Origin of the sequence: Pontibacillus sp. HN14 (assembly GCF_021129245.1) — a bacterium.
GTDB lineage: Bacteria > Bacillota > Bacilli > Bacillales > BH030062 > Pontibacillus.
In genome coordinates this window covers 942693-958301 of the sequence record NZ_JAJOLR010000001.1, presented here as the reverse complement: position 1 = coordinate 958301, position 15609 = coordinate 942693, and the positions used below count along the sequence as shown (strand labels likewise).

The 15609-nt window shown below is 39.5% G+C and carries 18 protein-coding genes; 17 read left to right on the top strand and 1 reads right to left on the bottom strand.

The window, feature by feature from the left end; genetic code table 11:
* Window positions 1-301: 301 nt before the first annotated feature.
* A complete protein-coding gene (locus LQ226_RS04930) occupies window positions 302-1999 on the top strand; it encodes a DUF6583 family protein (RefSeq protein WP_231416745.1) in 1698 nt (565 codons plus the stop codon).
* 47 nt (window positions 2000-2046) lie between these two features.
* Here the strand turns inward: LQ226_RS04930 and LQ226_RS04925 are convergent, their stop codons facing one another.
* Entirely contained in the window at window positions 2047-2967 is a 921-nt protein-coding gene (locus tag LQ226_RS04925; RefSeq protein ID WP_231416744.1) for an aldo/keto reductase, read from the bottom strand.
* 133 nt (window positions 2968-3100) lie between these two features.
* Here LQ226_RS04925 and LQ226_RS04920 point away from each other — a divergent pair, with 133 nt between their 5' ends.
* The 16 genes from LQ226_RS04920 to spoVAC all read left to right on the top strand — a co-directional run bounded on the left by LQ226_RS04920 (window position 3101) and on the right by spoVAC (window position 15598).
* Complete coding sequence (locus LQ226_RS04920) at window positions 3101-3649, top strand: NUDIX domain-containing protein (protein ID WP_231416743.1); 549 nt, start codon at window positions 3101-3103, stop codon at window positions 3647-3649.
* Window positions 3649-4803, top strand: a complete 1155-nt coding sequence (locus tag LQ226_RS04915) for an endonuclease Q family protein (protein ID WP_231416742.1) — start codon at window positions 3649-3651, stop codon at window positions 4801-4803. Before LQ226_RS04920 ends, LQ226_RS04915 begins: the two co-directional genes overlap by 1 nt.
* An 87-nt stretch (window positions 4804-4890) precedes the next feature.
* Window positions 4891-5532 carry a stage II sporulation protein M gene (gene spoIIM / locus LQ226_RS04910; RefSeq protein WP_231416741.1) on the top strand — a complete coding sequence of 214 codons (642 nt, stop codon included), beginning with the start codon at window positions 4891-4893 and terminating at the stop codon, window positions 5530-5532.
* Between the two features lie 109 nt (window positions 5533-5641).
* The gene (gene fur, locus LQ226_RS04905) at window positions 5642-6094 is read left to right on the top strand and encodes a ferric iron uptake transcriptional regulator (RefSeq protein WP_188650436.1); all 453 of its coding nucleotides are present in this window, start codon (window positions 5642-5644) and stop codon (window positions 6092-6094) included.
* Window positions 6095-6388: 294 nt separating this feature from the next.
* Window positions 6389-6604: a YqzK family protein gene (locus LQ226_RS04900; protein WP_231416740.1), complete on the top strand. Its 216-nt coding sequence runs from the start codon at window positions 6389-6391 to the stop codon at window positions 6602-6604.
* A 6-nt stretch (window positions 6605-6610) separates the two neighbouring features.
* Window positions 6611-7498 carry a site-specific tyrosine recombinase XerD gene (gene xerD, locus LQ226_RS04895; RefSeq protein WP_231416739.1) on the top strand — a complete coding sequence of 296 codons (888 nt, stop codon included), beginning with the start codon at window positions 6611-6613 and terminating at the stop codon, window positions 7496-7498.
* A 100-nt stretch (window positions 7499-7598) separates the two neighbouring features.
* Complete coding sequence (deoB, locus tag LQ226_RS04890) at window positions 7599-8774, top strand: phosphopentomutase (RefSeq protein ID WP_231416738.1); 1176 nt, start codon at window positions 7599-7601, stop codon at window positions 8772-8774.
* A gap of 15 nt (window positions 8775-8789) precedes the next feature.
* Entirely contained in the window at window positions 8790-9605 is an 816-nt protein-coding gene (locus LQ226_RS04885; protein ID WP_231416737.1) for a purine-nucleoside phosphorylase, read from the top strand.
* Between the two features lie 30 nt (window positions 9606-9635).
* Window positions 9636-10943: a pyrimidine-nucleoside phosphorylase gene (locus LQ226_RS04880; protein WP_231416736.1), complete on the top strand. Its 1308-nt coding sequence runs from the start codon at window positions 9636-9638 to the stop codon at window positions 10941-10943.
* Window positions 10944-11140: 197 nt separating this feature from the next.
* Window positions 11141-12307 carry a D-alanyl-D-alanine carboxypeptidase family protein gene (locus LQ226_RS04875; RefSeq protein ID WP_231416735.1) on the top strand — a complete coding sequence of 389 codons (1167 nt, stop codon included), beginning with the start codon at window positions 11141-11143 and terminating at the stop codon, window positions 12305-12307.
* 104 nt (window positions 12308-12411) lie between these two features.
* Window positions 12412-12765, top strand: coding sequence for an anti-sigma F factor antagonist (spoIIAA, locus tag LQ226_RS04870; protein ID WP_231416734.1), 354 nt, complete (start codon window positions 12412-12414; stop codon window positions 12763-12765).
* The gene (gene spoIIAB / locus LQ226_RS04865) at window positions 12765-13205 is read left to right on the top strand and encodes an anti-sigma F factor (RefSeq protein ID WP_231416733.1); all 441 of its coding nucleotides are present in this window, start codon (window positions 12765-12767) and stop codon (window positions 13203-13205) included. Before spoIIAA ends, spoIIAB begins: the two co-directional genes overlap by 1 nt.
* Window positions 13206-13217: 12 nt before the next feature.
* A complete protein-coding gene (sigF, locus tag LQ226_RS04860; protein ID WP_231416732.1) occupies window positions 13218-13973 on the top strand; it encodes an RNA polymerase sporulation sigma factor SigF in 756 nt (251 codons plus the stop codon).
* 128 nt (window positions 13974-14101) lie between these two features.
* Window positions 14102-14731 carry a stage V sporulation protein AA gene (locus tag LQ226_RS04855; RefSeq protein WP_231416731.1) on the top strand — a complete coding sequence of 210 codons (630 nt, stop codon included), beginning with the start codon at window positions 14102-14104 and terminating at the stop codon, window positions 14729-14731.
* A complete protein-coding gene (locus LQ226_RS04850) occupies window positions 14715-15128 on the top strand; it encodes a stage V sporulation protein AB (protein ID WP_231416730.1) in 414 nt (137 codons plus the stop codon). The genes LQ226_RS04855 and LQ226_RS04850 overlap by 17 nt, the downstream gene beginning before the upstream one ends.
* Window positions 15129-15142: 14 nt before the next feature.
* Window positions 15143-15598 carry a stage V sporulation protein AC gene (gene spoVAC, locus LQ226_RS04845; protein ID WP_231416729.1) on the top strand — a complete coding sequence of 152 codons (456 nt, stop codon included), beginning with the start codon at window positions 15143-15145 and terminating at the stop codon, window positions 15596-15598.
* Window positions 15599-15609 lie beyond the last annotated feature (11 nt).

Below are 15609 nucleotides of genomic sequence, written 5' to 3'. Positions count from 1 at the left end.
AACTTCAAATGTTCAGCACTCCTCAAGACCTGCCGCTAATCGGCAGGTCTTATTTTAATGGGGTTAAATGAATATACGGTGGTTTAGGGTGAAGGAAGTGAAACGAGTGTCCAGTGTTAAGAAAGAATTAAGGTAACAAATTCTTGAAATCCCAATTTATTGTAGTAGTATGGGAAGTAAATTGCCCATTGGCAAAATACATAAAAGTTTCTTTATTTTTGAAATAAACGGAACTTTTTGCAACCTGTCCCGTAAATAGGGATAGGAAATCTATTACATTATGAAAATGGAAAGGGATGGAATGATGACAAAACAAACCAAAAAGATGTTTGCAAAAGTTGGAGGAACTACAGTAGCAGCTACTCTATTAACAGCAGGTCTTGCGACGCCTACATACGCTGCAGAGGCTGATCAAAGTCAAGAAGCTATGGACTTGTATTTAGATGCGCAGCAAAACACAAATGATATCCGATGGGAACAAATGCTTAAATACAGTGAAACATCGATTGAGCTTCAAGATCGCTTATTGCGTGAGGCTTACAAGTCTAATTCAAGCTTTTCAATGGGCTTTGACGCAGAAGGGGATGCTGTACAACCTTTCCTTCCGCAAGTACAAATGGCTAAAAATGTTCTTTCAAAGCTAGAATTCGAAACGAAATCAAAAATCGATCCATCGACAAACGAGGCATATGGAGATGTTGACGTAAACTTGAATAACTTTAACATTGCCAGTGCTTACATGTATCAAAATGAAGAGAAGACAGCCCTTAAAGTTCCAAGTCTATATAGGAAGTATTTCAGCTTCCAAAATGACAAGTATGGGGAACTGATTGAGCGATTAGATGGAATGAGTGGAATGCCTGCTCAGGAAACACCTGGTGCGCCCGCAATGGATACGACAGGAATGATGACTTCCTTCCCTAACATTGTTAAAGCGAATGAAACGAATTTCACATTCAATGAGCTAAAGACAATGGGGCAAGATTATTTAAACGTTATTACGGATGAACTTGAAGGGGCGGAATTCTCCCTTGAAGAAGGCGTAGATTATGACGGAGAAACGTATGACAAAGTTTCTGTTCAAATTGATGAAGAAAAAGCTCAGGAAATGATTAAAGCATTGCTAGAAGAACTAAAATCTGATGAGACGTTCTGGAATGCTGTAATGCAACAAATGGAAATGCAAGGCATGCCATCTGATATGAATTCAGAAGAAATGATTATGGCGGATCTTGAGAGAGCCATTGAAAACGTAGACAAATTATCTCTCCCTGAAGGGATTTCAATCGAAGCTTATATCCAGGATAACGTTGTAGAACATGAAATGATTACAATGGACCTGAAAGCAGAAGGTTCTGAAGAAGCCGTAACAGTTGATATGATCGGCAGCTTTAACAAAGAGGGAGAAGATTACGAAGCAAGCGGAGAAATTTCCTTCGGACAAGCTGGTCAAGAGGAAGGGTTTACACTTAGTTATACAGAAGACGGCACATCTCAAACAGATGGACTAGCTGTTGATAATGAATTCCGCTTTGTTGTAGATGCAGTAGAAGATGCGAATGATCTGACGGTAGGACTTAACGTACAGAGCGAGTACACGGAAACAACTTCAAATTCTACATTTGATGTGGTGCTTGAAGGAGACATGTTTGAAGGACAACCAATCCCTGAAATTGGCGGCTATGTAAATACGACGTTAACTAAGGGAAGCGAAGATGAGTATAGTCAAGATACTGACTTAGGACTAGACCTTAACTTTGACAATACTCAAATGGGAAGTGTGATGGCATCTGTTGATTTCAATATGGAGCAAGATGTGACATTCACAGATGACCTTGAGTTCCCTGAAGTAGTTGAGGGGGACAATGCAGTCAATTTAAATGAAGTATCTGATGAAGAACTTCAGAAGATTGGTCAAGATATTCAAAAGAATATGAAGCGTTACAGCAACTTATTTATGCAAATTTTTGGCGAGACTCTTTTTGCTCCTAAAAAGTAATGTATTATAGGGAAAGCTCCTCACATCATGTGAGGAGCTTTTTGTGATTAGCGATGTTTTTGATAAACAATTGGTCGTGTGATTTGCTGTAGTTGAGAATAAACATCTTCTGTTAAAGGGGGAGCTTCTAACATGGATAGGTTTCTTTCCAATTGTTCTACTGAACTAGCTCCAAACACAGCGGTTGCAACAGCTGGGTCTTTCAGAACATATTGCAGTGCTAGGGCTTGAAGAGAACGATCTTCAGAAGAATACCCTAAACTATGTTCAATCATGTGCTTAACTTCATCATGGGAATAGGATAAGTAACCATCAGTGGCTTTCTCCTGTACTTTTTGGAGACCATTGTCACTTAGCATCCCTTTAGCTAATGGGCCCCTGGCAAGTACGCTGATTCTATTTTCGTTAAGCAATTCTAGTATTTCTTCTTCTGGACGACGGTCGAGTAAACTATATTGCATCATAACACTTACGATATTAGATCGTTTTACATATTCTTTAATAACATTTGGTCGAATAGAGGAGATCCCGTAGTAACGGACTAGCCCTTCTTGGACTAATTCGTCAAACGCTGCTATGGTTTCATCAATAGGGTCATCAATTGTCCCGCCGTGAAGTTGATACAGGTCAATGTAATCTGTTCCGAGACGGTGTAAGCTATTCTTAACTGCTTCCTTTATATAGGTTTTAGAAGGGTCCCAATACCAGTCTTCTTGTTCTTTGTTAAAGTGATTCCCTCCCTTTGTTCCGAGTATGACTTGATCACGTCGACCTTTAATTGCTTTTCCAACAATTTCTTCATTGCGGCCGAAGTTATATAAATCTGCTGTATCTAAGTAATTAATTCCTGCATCCAGGGCACGGTCTACAATTTCTGTAGCTTTTGTTTCATCTGTTCCTAGAGTCATGCATCCTAAACCGATCTCTGATACCATCAAATCGGAAGAGCCAAGTTGTCGCTTGTTCAAAATCTATCATCCTTTCTGGCTAGGGTACTTTCATTGTAAAATGGTCTTATGAAAGACTCAACTGTTACACTTTTCCCTAAAATAGGGTAAGTTAAAAGAGAATGTGAATTATATACTATTGGAGGAAATCGATATGAAAAAATTCGAAGAAAAAACGATACATACGGATTCTATTTATAAAGGAAAGGTAATCTCTCTTCAAGTCGACGATGTTTCTTTACCTGATGGGAATACATCAAAAAGGGAATTAATTAAACATCCAGGTGCCGTTGCTATAATTCCTGTTACACAAGAAGGGAAATTGGTCATGGTGGAGCAATACAGAAAGGCGCTAGAGCGCTCACTCGTTGAGATCCCAGCAGGAAAGCTTGAACCAGGAGAAGGTCCTGAGGAAACAGCTAAACGAGAGTTGGAAGAGGAAACAGGTTACACAACAGATAAACTAGAGTTCGTCACTTCTTTCTCTACTTCTCCAGGCTTTGCAGATGAAATTGTTCATGTGTATTTAGCGACAGATCTTAAAAAGGCAGAATCTAAGTTAGACGGAGATGACGATGAATTTGTTGAATTGCTAGAAGTTTCATTAGAAGAAGCTGAACAAATGGAAAGAGATCAAAGAATCTGGGATGCAAAAACAGCTTATGCGCTTCTTTATGTGAAATTAAAAGGATTGATGGTGTAATGAACGCCTATTTTGCAGATCTTCATATACACATCGGAAGAACGATTCATGGAGACCCTGTCAAAATAACGGCATCTGACGAGCTTACTCTCACAAATATTGTCGACCACGCAGCTTACCAAAAAGGGCTGGACATGGTTGGCGTGATTGATAGCCACGTCCCTGCTGTACAATCGGAAATCTTACAGTTGATTGAAGAAGGGAAAGCAGAGGAGCTTTCTGGAGGGGGGATTCGTTATGGCCCTCTTACTCTTATATTAGGTTGCGAAGTAGAGGTGTATGATGAGTATTGTCAGGGGCCTCTTCACGTGTTGTGCTATTTCCCAACACTCGAAGCTATGCAGCGTTTTACCGTATGGCAGAGCGAACGTGTAACAAATATCACATTAAGTTCTCAGCGGATGTATGGGAGTGCACAAGAATTACAGCGCTTTGTAAAGGATGAGGGAGGAATTTTTATTCCGGCCCATATCTTTATTCCTTTCAAAAGCCTATATGGAAAAGGGGTGAAAACATCTCTTGAAGAGGTGTTTGATCCTAAGCTTATTGATGGAGTTGAGCTTGGCCTTAGTGCGGATACGAACATGGCTGAAGGGATTCCAGAACTTGCAGCCTATTCATTTGTTACAAATTCAGATGCTCATTCATTACCAAAGATTGCACGCGAGTACCAGGAAATTTTAATGGAAGATTGTTGTTTTCAAGAATTGGTCTTCGCCCTTCATGAACAAGATGGTAGAAGAATCATTGGCAACTACGGTATGAACCCACTGCTTGGTAAGTATTATACAACGGTTTGTCATATGTGCTTAAAGTCACCGGAACAATGTCTTTGTGAGGAAGCTGTAATGGTGAAGGGAGTAGCTGATCGCATACATGAATTATCGGACGAATATGAAGGACGAAGGAAAAGGCCTCCGTATATTCATCAAATACCACTCGAGTATTTGCCGAAAATTGGTCCTAAAACATTACGTAAGCTAATAGAAGCATTTGGTACAGAAATGACTATCATTCATCATACCTCAATAAATCAATTGAAAGATGTTGTTCCATTGTCAGTAGCTGAGATGATCGTAAAGAATCGTTCTGGAGACGTGAGTGTTGATGCGGGCGGGGGAGGCATGTATGGTCGTATAAAAGTCAGGAAGTAAAAGAAGCGAACGGAGTGGTCTATTTTAAGAGAACCCTTCATAGAATATCTAGTAAATAGAACAGATTGCTAGAAACGGAGGGTTCTCATGTACGCTAAAGGACACGCTGCCTCTCAACATCTTCGGGAAAATGCTAGTATTTATGTCTTTACTAGCTTGTTATTTTTAATAGGAATTGTTTTTGGAGCTGTCATTGTTAATAGTATGAATGTGATCCAGAAGCAGGACTTATTCTTTTATCTAGATCAGTTTTTTGAACAAATGATGGGCGGAACGGTAAGTGATGCTGTGAGTCTGTTGAAGAGCAGTTTCTTTTATCATATGAAATATTTACTTTTAATCTTTATCTTAGGGATGTCCGTTATTGGAATGCCTATCATATGGATTTTGCTATTTATGAAAGGGATTGTCGTTGGTTTCTCAGTAGGGTTTCTGGTGAATCAAATGGGTTGGAAAGGTCTGTTTATGGCAGCAGCCTCTATTGCTCCGCAGAACCTCATAATTATACCTGTTTACATCATGGCAGGTAGCATAGCGATGATTTTTTCATTTACTTTACTTCAAAAACTAATGGCTAAGAAAGGGCATCAACCTCTACTGCCCCCTTTCATGAAATATAGTGCTTTATTTGTCATATTATTTGCTGTATTAAGTGTGGCGTCCATTATTGAATCGTACGTATCTCCGGGGGCGTTAAAAGCTGTGGTTGAGTTTATTTATGGATCATAATATTTTTAGGTGATAATCATTATAAATAATAGATTGTAATGAATATAATTTGACACTTTCTCTATATCTGCTTATAATGAAAGATGGATATACGAGGGAGGGACCAGTCATGGAACAACGCATAGAGAAAATTAAAAAACAGCTCCATTCCCAGAGCTACAAGCTAACGCCACAGCGAGAAGCAACCGTTCGCGTTTTGCTCGAACATGAAGAGGATCATTTGAGTGCAGAAGACGTTTACCTCCTCGTAAAAGAAAAAGCACCTGAAATAGGGCTTGCTACCGTTTATCGTACATTAGAATTACTATCTGAATTAAAGATCGTCGATAAAATCAACTTTGGAGATGGAGTGTCTCGCTACGATTTACGAAAAGAAGGAGCAGAACATTTTCATCATCACTTAGTTTGTGTGGAATGTGGTGCTGTTGAAGAAATTGAAGAAGATCTATTAATTGATGTGGAAAAGCAGGTGGAAAGTGATTGGGGCTTCCAAGTGAAAGATCACAGGCTTACATTTCACGGCATCTGCAAAAAATGCCAGGTCGTTACAGTAAAATCATAACGCGAAAATGCCTTTTTTCCAGTCGGAAGAAAGGTTTTTATTTTGTTAGATTTCTTGATTACCAAGTTTTGTTAAGGATAAGAGAAAAGAGGGTTTCTCAAGCTTGATGTATGCTTGAGAATGAACATGCTCCGTTTTTTTAGAAAACCATGATAATCCGTTCATATCTATTTACAAATGATAAGAAATCGGTTACTTTTATCATGTGTTTCTCTTTTAAACTTTTTCGTATATTTTAGAGAAATTCTGGCATATCTTGTACTAAAGGACATAAGCACTAAAGGAGATGTGCGGATGCATTTAGTACAGTTAATTAAGGATACAATAAAAATCTTTGTGATTTTTACAGCCTGTACCTTGTTATTTTATTTTGGTTTACGGATGATGAATGAGGAATACGAACAAATTCATCGGTACGATGAACCGGAGGGGAAAGCTGTTAAAGTATTTCAATGGGAAGAAGAACAAATTATAGACCGATTATCGATCTTTTTCCGGTTAGGAGAGTAATGGGTCATGGAAAACGAAAAGAAAGATTTTCTTCATTATCTACAAATTGAGCGAGGACTGTCTCGTAACACCCTTATGTCTTACGAAAGAGACCTTACTCAATATGTTACTTTTTTAAAAAATAAAACAGCTCTTTCGGATGTTCGTAAGATTGCTCGTACGCACATTATGCAATACTTACATCATCTAAATGATTTAAATCGTTCTCAATCTACCATTGCTCGCACACTTTCATCGATTAGGGCTTTCCATCAATTTCTTATCCGAGAACAAATCACTCAAGCGGATCCGAGCTTACATATCGAAACGCCTAAGAAAGAAAGAAAGCTTCCTAAGACCTTATCTATGAAAGATGTAGAAGCCTTATTGTCAATGAGAGCAGATGATGCCCTGTCAATTCGAAATAAAGCTATGTTAGAGATGCTCTATGCTACAGGTCTACGAGTTACAGAACTTGTGTCCTTAAAAGTAAGCGACCTTCATTTGACTATGGGGTTTGTGCGCTGTCTTGGTAAAGGTTCAAAAGAGCGCATTATCCCTCTAGGAAACATGGCTAAAAAGTCAATTGAAATCTATCTATCTAGTTCAAGGTCTGAGCTAGTAAAGCAAAACCAAACAGATGAATTGTTCGTCAACCACCATGGGCGACCATTATCAAGACAAGGGTTTTGGAAGATATTGAAAGCGGTTGCGAAGGAAGTGGGAGTCGAAAAAGAGATTACACCTCACACATTGCGTCATTCATTCGCGACACACCTATTAGAAAATGGGGCTGACCTCAGGGCTGTACAAGAAATGCTTGGACATGCTGACATCTCTACCACACAGATATACACACATGTTTCAAAAGCAAGGTTAACAGACATTTATCGCTCTTATCACCCAAGAGCGTAATTTTTTCCAAAAAAATGATGTCTGACATCATACCACCCCTATTGTACTGCATAGATCCGTGCAATAAGGGAATGTAAACATTATAGGAGGGATCGAAGTTATGGAACAATATAAACGTGTATTTTTAATTGTATTAGACTCAGTTGGGATTGGAGAAGCACCTGATGCAGAACAATTTAATGACAAAGGTGCAGATACTTTAGGCCATATCGCTGAGCATATGAAAGGCCTGAGCATGCCGAATATGGGGGGGCTTGGTCTTAGTAATATTCGACCACTTCAAGGTATTGAACCGGCTGAAAAACCAATGGCTCATTACACGAAGATGCAGGAAGCATCTAATGGGAAAGATACGATGACGGGTCATTGGGAAATCATGGGCCTTTACATTGATACACCATTCCGTACATTTGAAGAATTTCCGAAAGAATTGATTAATGAGATTGAAGAAAGAAGCGGACGTAAGGTCATTGGTAATAAACCGGCTTCTGGAACTGCTATTTTAGACGAACTTGGTCCTGAACATTTGGAAACGGGAGCCTTAATTGTTTATACATCTGCTGATTCTGTTATTCAGATTGCAGCTCACGAAGAAGTTGTACCAGTTGATGAGTTGTACGAAATCTGTGAAATGGTTCGTGAATTAACGAAAGACGAAAAGTATATGATTGGACGTGTCATTGCTCGTCCGTTTGTAGGTAAAGAAGGAAACTTTGAAAGAACATCTAACCGCCATGATTACGCATTAAAACCATTTGGTCGCACAGTCATGAATGAGTTGAAAGATGAGAACTATGATGTCATTGCCCTTGGTAAGATCTCAGACATCTATGATGGAGAAGGGGTAACCGAAGAGATTCGTACTAAAGATAACATGGATGGTATGGACAAACTCGTTCAATCTATGGATAAAGACTTTACAGGTCTTAATTTCTTAAATCTTGTGGATTTCGACGCAAAATATGGACACCGCCGCGACCCTCAAGGTTATGGTGAAGCATTAGAAGCTTTTGACCAACGTCTGCCGGAAGTATTAGATAAACTGAACGAAGATGATTTATTAATGATTACAGCAGACCACGGAAATGATCCCATTCACCATGGCACAGATCACACACGTGAACTTGTTCCGCTACTTGTTTACAATAAACAATTTAATGAAGGAAAAGAGCTACCACTTCGTGAAACATTCTCTGATATTGGTGCAACAGTTGCAGAGAACTTTAATATTAAAATGCCTGAATATGGCAAGAGTTTTTTGAAAGACTTAAAGTAAGGGGAGGACATAAGCATGAACGCAGCACAAACAAAAGAAGCAGCACAATTTATTAACGAACAATTATCAAACCAACCAACTTTAGGCATGATCCTAGGTTCAGGGCTAGGAGTATTAGCAGATGAAATTGAAAATGCCGTTACAATTCCTTATAGTGAGATTCCTCATTTCCCCCAATCGACTGTCGCAGGTCACAAGGGACAACTAGTGATTGGTCAACTAGAAGGTAAACAAGTGATCGCTATGCAGGGGCGTTTCCATTACTATGAAGGCTATAATATGAAGCAAGTCACTTTCCCAGTTCGCGTTATGAAAGAACTTGGAGTTAAGTCTTTATTTGTAACAAATGCTGCTGGTGGTATTAATGAAAGCTTTAAGCCAGGGGACCTTATGATTATTACTGACCACATTAACAATATGGGAGATAACCCTCTGATTGGTAAGAATGATGACGAACTTGGCGCTCGTTTCCCTGATATGTCGAAAGCCTATGATGTAGAGCTTACGAATCATGCTAAAGCTTGTGCTGATCGTCTTGGGCTTAAGGTACAAGAGGGCGTCTATGTGGGGAACACAGGTCCATCCTATGAAACCGGCGCAGAGGTTCGTATGCTACGTACTATGGGTGGAGATGCTGTTGGCATGTCCACTGTACCAGAAGTCATTGTAGCGAATCATGCCGGAATGAATGTACTCGGAATCTCTTGTATTTCTAATATGGCAGCGGGCATTTTAGATCAACCTCTAACACACGATGAAGTTATTGAAACTACACAACAAGTAAGAGAAGACTTTTTAAACTTCGTAAAAGAAATTACAAAATCACTTTAAAAGTGTCATGAATACAGGGGGAATTGAAACATGAGAATGTATGATATTATTACTAAAAAACGAGATGGAAAAGCGTTAACACCAGAAGAAATCACATTTTTTATTGAAGGATATACCAATGGTGACATTCCGGACTACCAGGCAAGTGCTTTATGCATGGCTATCTTCTTCCAAGATATGAATGATGAGGAACGTGCCAACCTAACGATGGAAATGGTGAAGAGTGGAGATACCATTGATCTATCTGCTATTGAAGGCATTAAAGTAGATAAGCACTCTACAGGTGGTGTGGGTGATACAACGACACTCATTCTAGGACCACTTGTTGCCTCATTAGATGTACCTGTAGCTAAGATGAGTGGACGAGGACTTGGACATACCGGCGGTACAATTGACAAACTAGAAGCTGTGCCAGGTTTTCATGTGGAAATTGATAAGAGCGAGTTCATTGAACTTGTCAACAAAAATAAAGTATCTGTTATCGGACAAACAGGTAATTTAACACCAGCTGATAAGAAGCTTTATGGTCTTCGCGATGTAACAGCAACCGTTAACTCGATCCCTCTTATCGCAAGTTCCATTATGAGTAAGAAGATCGCTGCTGGTGCAGACGCGATCGTATTAGATGTTAAAACGGGCGCCGGTGCTTTCATGAAGACGTTTGAAGACTCAAAAGCCTTAGCTGAAGCGATGGTGGCAATCGGAAATCGTGTAGGTCGAAACACAATGGCAGTTATTTCTGATATGAGCCAGCCTCTCGGTCGTGCAATCGGAAATGCTTTAGAAGTTCAAGAAGCTATTGATACTCTTAAAGGCCATGGTCCGGAAGATCTGACTGAACTTTGTTTAACCCTTGGTAGCCAAATGGTGGTATTAGCAGGTAAAGCGGATTCTCTAGATGAAGCACGTGAGAAACTTCAAGAGAATATGAATAACGGCAAAGCCCTTGAGAAATTTGCTACTTTCCTTCAATCTCAAGGTGGCGATTCTCGTGTCGTAGAAGATCCTAGCGTAATGGAAGAGGCTACTTATAAAGTAGAGCTTGAAGCGAAGGAATCTGGATATGTAGAAGAAATTGTTGCCGATGAGCTAGGGACCGCGGCTATGATGCTTGGAGCTGGCCGTGCCACGAAAGAATCTGTCATTGATCTTGCGGTAGGCCTTTACTTAAATAAAAAGGTCGGAGACTATGTAGAAGCAGGTGAATCCCTTCTTACGATCCATGCTAATCAAGAGGATATTGAAGATGTGAAGCAAAAACTATATGAGAACATCACCATCTCATCAAATAAAGTTGACGCTCCCACTCTTGTCCACGATATGGTAACAGAGAAGTAAAAAATTATGAAAAGCCCACTGCTGAGGGAGTCATCCCTCCGCAGTGGGCTTTTTTGTGCTTTGCTCTAGTAAAGAGAAGAAGGGTGTCTGACACCATTTAGTTCTTTACTGGGGTAAAGCTTTATTTTTTTGGTTTTCTTGTTATATATTTTCTTGCCTTGGAAAAAATAGCTAACATAAAGATTGGAGGGACCTCTATGAAAAAAATAGGTGTCTGGTTCATGTTGATGACAATGATAATGACAATGTTTGCACCTGCCTCTTATGCGAAAGAAGAGTCAGGTCCTGAGTTAGTAGAAAGTGCGAAGTCCGCTATTCTGTTGGAGCGAGATACAGGCGAGATCCTTTATGAGAAGAACTCTGAGGAGTCACTTCCACCAGCTAGTATGACGAAGATTATGACAATGATCCTTGTAATGGAAGCTCTTGATGAAGGGAAGCTAAAGCTTAATGAGAAAGTCCGTGCGAGTGAATATGCTGCTTCCATGGGAGGATCTCAAATTTTCTTAGAGCCTGGGGAAGAAATGACCGTTGAGGAGCTCTTAAAAGGGGTGGCGGTGGCCTCTGGAAATGATGCCTCTGTAGCATTAGCAGAACGAATTGCTGGAAGTGAATCCGCATTTGTTAAACAAATGAATCAAAAAGTAAAAGAACTAGGACTTAAACATACGAAATTCCAAAACACCACTGGTTTACCAGCTAAAGACCATTACAGTACAGCACATGATATGGCAGTAATGGCAAAAGAATTACTTAAGCACGAAGGGATTACGAAGTACACAAGCATTTACGAAGATTATTTACGTAAAGGAACCGATAATGAGTTTTGGCTAGTAAATACAAATAAACTTGTAAAGTTTTATAACGGTGTGGATGGCCTTAAGACAGGTTTTACAAGAGAAGCCATGTACTGCTTAACAGCAACTGCTAAAAAGGACGATATGAGGGTTATTGCAGTGGTAATGGGAGCAGAAACACCAAAGGACCGGAATTCGGATGTTTCAGCTATGCTTGATTATGCCTTTAACCATTACGAAACAGAATCCCTATATAAACGCCATCAGGCAGTAGATCAGTTGACAAATATACGGGCGGCTAAAACGACAGTGGATGTAGTGACAAGTGAATCCGTCAGTGTATTAAAGAAAAAGGGCCAAAAGATTGAAAATGTTGAGAAGAACCTGGTCTATAAAAAAGATCTAACACTACCGATTCAAAAAGGTGATACCGTTGGAACGCTTACCATTACAAGCAATGGAAAGCCACTCTCTAAAACAGATATTGTGGTAAATGAAACGGTCGAAGAAGCCGGAATATGGACGCTATTTAAACGATCCATGAGCGAGATGGTGAAACAGCGCTAAATTTAAGACCTTTACTCGAAATGCGACTAGTTTTGTCAGGGTGCAGGAAATAGGCATAAAAAAGAAGAAAGACTCATTAACCCATTAACAAGGAGGAAACCCCAGTGAGTCTTTCAGTTCACTTTGAAACAAAACAGCACGTTTTATTGGTTCGCCTGTCTGGCGAACTTGATCATCATGAAGCAGAGAATTTACGTAATGACTGGCAGGACATTTTATCGCGGCAGAACCTGAAGCATGTGATTCTAAATTTAGAATCGTTAAGCTTTATGGATAGTTCAGGACTAGGCGTGATTCTAGGTAGATATAAAGAAGTCAAGCAACAGGGAGGAGAAATGGTGGTTTGTTCCATTTCACCTGCTGTACAAAGGTTATTTGAAATGTCAGGGTTATTCAAAATTATTCGTTTAGAAGAAAACGAGGCGTTTGCACTTGAAACGTTGGGGGTGGCTTCCTAATGAAGAATGAAATGCATATCCAATTCTCGGCCTTAAGTGAAAATGAATCCTTTGCACGTGTTACCGTAGCAGCTTTTATTACACAACTAGACCCTACAATGGATGAACTCACTGAAATTAAAACGGTAGTGTCAGAAGCAGTGACCAACGCCATTATCCATGGTTATGATGGCTATCCAGAAGGACTTGTCCATATTGACTGTGAGATTGCTGAAGGAACCGTTTCGATCTCCATTTGGGATGAGGGTATGGGAATTGAAAACGTAGATGAAGCTAAACAGCCTTTATATACATCAAAGCCAGAGTTAGAGCGATCTGGAATGGGCTTTACCATCATGGAGAACTTTATGGATGAAGTGGATATCACATCAATTCCCGGGGAAGGCACGACAGTTCGATTAGTCAAACACCTAAAAAAAAGCAAAACCTTATGTAATTAAGGGGTCATGCGTATGGATGTGGAACTAAAACAAAACAAAAAACAAGAGCAACTTTCTGATCAACAAGTCAAAGCGTATATTGAATTAAGTCAACAAGGTGATCAAGAGTCACGGAATATCCTTGTTGAAAAGAATATGCGATTAGTTTGGTCCGTTGTACAGCGGTTTCTAAATCGGGGTTATGATCCTGATGACTTATTTCAGATTGGTTGTATTGGTTTATTAAAGTCGGTAGATAAGTTTGATCTTTCCTATGATGTGAAGTTTTCCACTTATGCTGTTCCTATGATTATCGGTGAAATTCAAAGGTTTATACGAGATGATGGTAGTGTTAAGGTCAGCCGTAGTCTCAAGGAAACTGGAAATAAGATTCGTAAGAAAAAAGATGAACTTACCAAAGTATATGGCCGTGCCCCAACTGTTCAAGAACTTGCGAAAGAATTAGATATTTCAGCAGAAGATGTTGTTTTAGCCCAAGAAGCTTCCAAAGCGCCACACTCGATTCATGAAACCGTTTATGAAAATGACGGTGACCCAATCACTCTTTTGGACCAAATCGCTGATCAAGATACAAAGTGGTTTGACAAAATGGCATTAGAAGAAGCAATTCGGTCCTTAGATGAGAGAGAACGTCTCATTATATACTTACGGTATTTTAAAGATCAAACGCAGTCTGACGTAGCAGATAGGCTGGGTATATCACAAGTTCAAGTATCTCGACTTGAGAAAAAAATTCTGGCCTTCATCAAAAATCAGATGAACGAGTAAAAAGGTGTCTCCTCAATATGAGGAGGCACCTTTTTTATGGAAAGTATTTTACAAAAGATGTAAACGCATGATTCGAGGACATGAAACTCATACTATTTATAAACATTTCTTGTTGAGGAGGATGCGAGATGAGCGAGGTCGTTTATATAAGAATGAAGCAAAAAATAAACGGATATCGTCATCAAGTTATTTATTTGTCTGATATTGCGCTCATTTCTGCAAGTACGCGGTTGACAGAGAAATTAAATAACGTCGTCATCCATACCGTTTCAACACAAGATAAAAACATTGTCATTATTGACGTATTTCGTGTGATTTATGAACTTAGTCAAACGTTTAAAGAGCTTGAGTTTCAACCGATGGGGCCTAATCAAACCATCGTCATGATTCCTTCTAAGCGAAAAAAACCTGCGCTACTCTATGTCGTTCTCATCTGGCTTTTACTATTTATAGGAGCTGGTATGGCTATTATGAACTTTCACTTCGATGTCAGTATGGAAGAAGTCCATCAGCACTTGCATTTCTTATTGACAGGGGAACGCATAAAACATCCGCTCTGGCTGCAAGTCCCTTATTCCATTGGTTTAGGGATCGGCATGATTTTATTCTTTAACCACTTATTTAAGAAACGAATTAATGAAGAGCCAAGTCCTCTTGAAATAGAAATGCACAAATACCAGCAAGACTTGGACCAGTACGTTTCTTATCATGAGAACCAAATCAATCAGGATCATAAGAAACATGATTCCACTGATTGAACTATTTGTTGGCCTTGCTGGTGGGCTGGCTGTAGGAGCAGGTTTTGTTGCATTTTTAACAGTGCTTGGTATTATACCGAGACTTATACAATTGAGTAAGAGTGCTATCTATACAAAATGGTATGAAGGAAGCGTTGTATTGGGGGTCTTATCAGGCACATTTTTATCATTTAATGATAGTCCCTTTGGATTTCCAACATTCTTGAGTTCTATATGGGGATTGTTCCATGGGATCTTCATAGGAATGCTGGCGGCAGCACTGACAGAAGTATTAAATGTCTTTCCGATTCTGGCGAGGCGTATTGGAGTAGAACGAAGTCTTTTGTGGTTTCTTATGGCTATTGTTTTAGGGAAAATTACAGGATCATTATTTCAATGGACGATTTTTGTTAAATAAATGAGGTGACCAAAATGAGTGAGAAATTTAATCAACAGCAATACAACAACACGATCAAGGAATACCAGCCAAAGCCAGCGTTATTCAGTAATTGTTTGAAGGCTTTTTTAGTTGGGGGTCTGATTTGTGCATTTGGCCAAGTTCTTACGGAGCTTTATATGAACGTGATGGATGTTTCTGAAAAGGATGCAGGAAACTATACGGTTACAACGCTAATCCTTATTGCATCCCTCCTTACCGGATTTGGTATTTATGATAAGATTGGGCAATTTGCAGGTGCAGGATCCGCTGTACCAGTAACAGGGTTTGCTAATTCGATAACAAGTGCTGCGCTTGAACATAAAAGTGAAGGAATTGTGCTTGGGATTGCAACAAACTTATTTAAATTAGCAGGGTCTGTCATTGTGTTTGGAGTGGTAGCAGCCTATGTTGTAGGGATTGTGCGTTACGTATTTAAACTCATTCTATAGGAGGTGACCTT

What these genes read in the sequence shown, in the direction of transcription:
- LQ226_RS04930 (WP_231416745.1), top strand. Translation starts at nt 302, where the DNA reads ATGATGACAAAACAAACCAAAAAGATGTTTGCAAAAGTTGGAGGAACT.
- LQ226_RS04920 (WP_231416743.1), top strand. Translation starts at nt 3,101, where the DNA reads ATGAAAAAATTCGAAGAAAAAACGATACATACGGATTCTATTTATAAA.
- LQ226_RS04915 (WP_231416742.1), top strand. Translation starts at nt 3,649, where the DNA reads ATGAACGCCTATTTTGCAGATCTTCATATACACATCGGAAGAACGATT.
- spoIIM (WP_231416741.1), top strand. Translation starts at nt 4,891, where the DNA reads ATGTACGCTAAAGGACACGCTGCCTCTCAACATCTTCGGGAAAATGCT.
- fur (WP_188650436.1), top strand. Translation starts at nt 5,642, where the DNA reads ATGGAACAACGCATAGAGAAAATTAAAAAACAGCTCCATTCCCAGAGC.
- LQ226_RS04900 (WP_231416740.1), top strand. Translation starts at nt 6,389, where the DNA reads ATGCATTTAGTACAGTTAATTAAGGATACAATAAAAATCTTTGTGATT.
- xerD (WP_231416739.1), top strand. Translation starts at nt 6,611, where the DNA reads ATGGAAAACGAAAAGAAAGATTTTCTTCATTATCTACAAATTGAGCGA.
- deoB (WP_231416738.1), top strand. Translation starts at nt 7,599, where the DNA reads ATGGAACAATATAAACGTGTATTTTTAATTGTATTAGACTCAGTTGGG.
- LQ226_RS04885 (WP_231416737.1), top strand. Translation starts at nt 8,790, where the DNA reads ATGAACGCAGCACAAACAAAAGAAGCAGCACAATTTATTAACGAACAA.
- LQ226_RS04880 (WP_231416736.1), top strand. Translation starts at nt 9,636, where the DNA reads ATGAGAATGTATGATATTATTACTAAAAAACGAGATGGAAAAGCGTTA.
- LQ226_RS04875 (WP_231416735.1), top strand. Translation starts at nt 11,141, where the DNA reads ATGAAAAAAATAGGTGTCTGGTTCATGTTGATGACAATGATAATGACA.
- spoIIAB (WP_231416733.1), top strand. Translation starts at nt 12,765, where the DNA reads ATGAAGAATGAAATGCATATCCAATTCTCGGCCTTAAGTGAAAATGAA.
- sigF (WP_231416732.1), top strand. Translation starts at nt 13,218, where the DNA reads ATGGATGTGGAACTAAAACAAAACAAAAAACAAGAGCAACTTTCTGAT.
- LQ226_RS04855 (WP_231416731.1), top strand. Translation starts at nt 14,102, where the DNA reads ATGAGCGAGGTCGTTTATATAAGAATGAAGCAAAAAATAAACGGATAT.
- LQ226_RS04850 (WP_231416730.1), top strand. Translation starts at nt 14,715, where the DNA reads ATGATTCCACTGATTGAACTATTTGTTGGCCTTGCTGGTGGGCTGGCT.
- spoVAC (WP_231416729.1), top strand. Translation starts at nt 15,143, where the DNA reads ATGAGTGAGAAATTTAATCAACAGCAATACAACAACACGATCAAGGAA.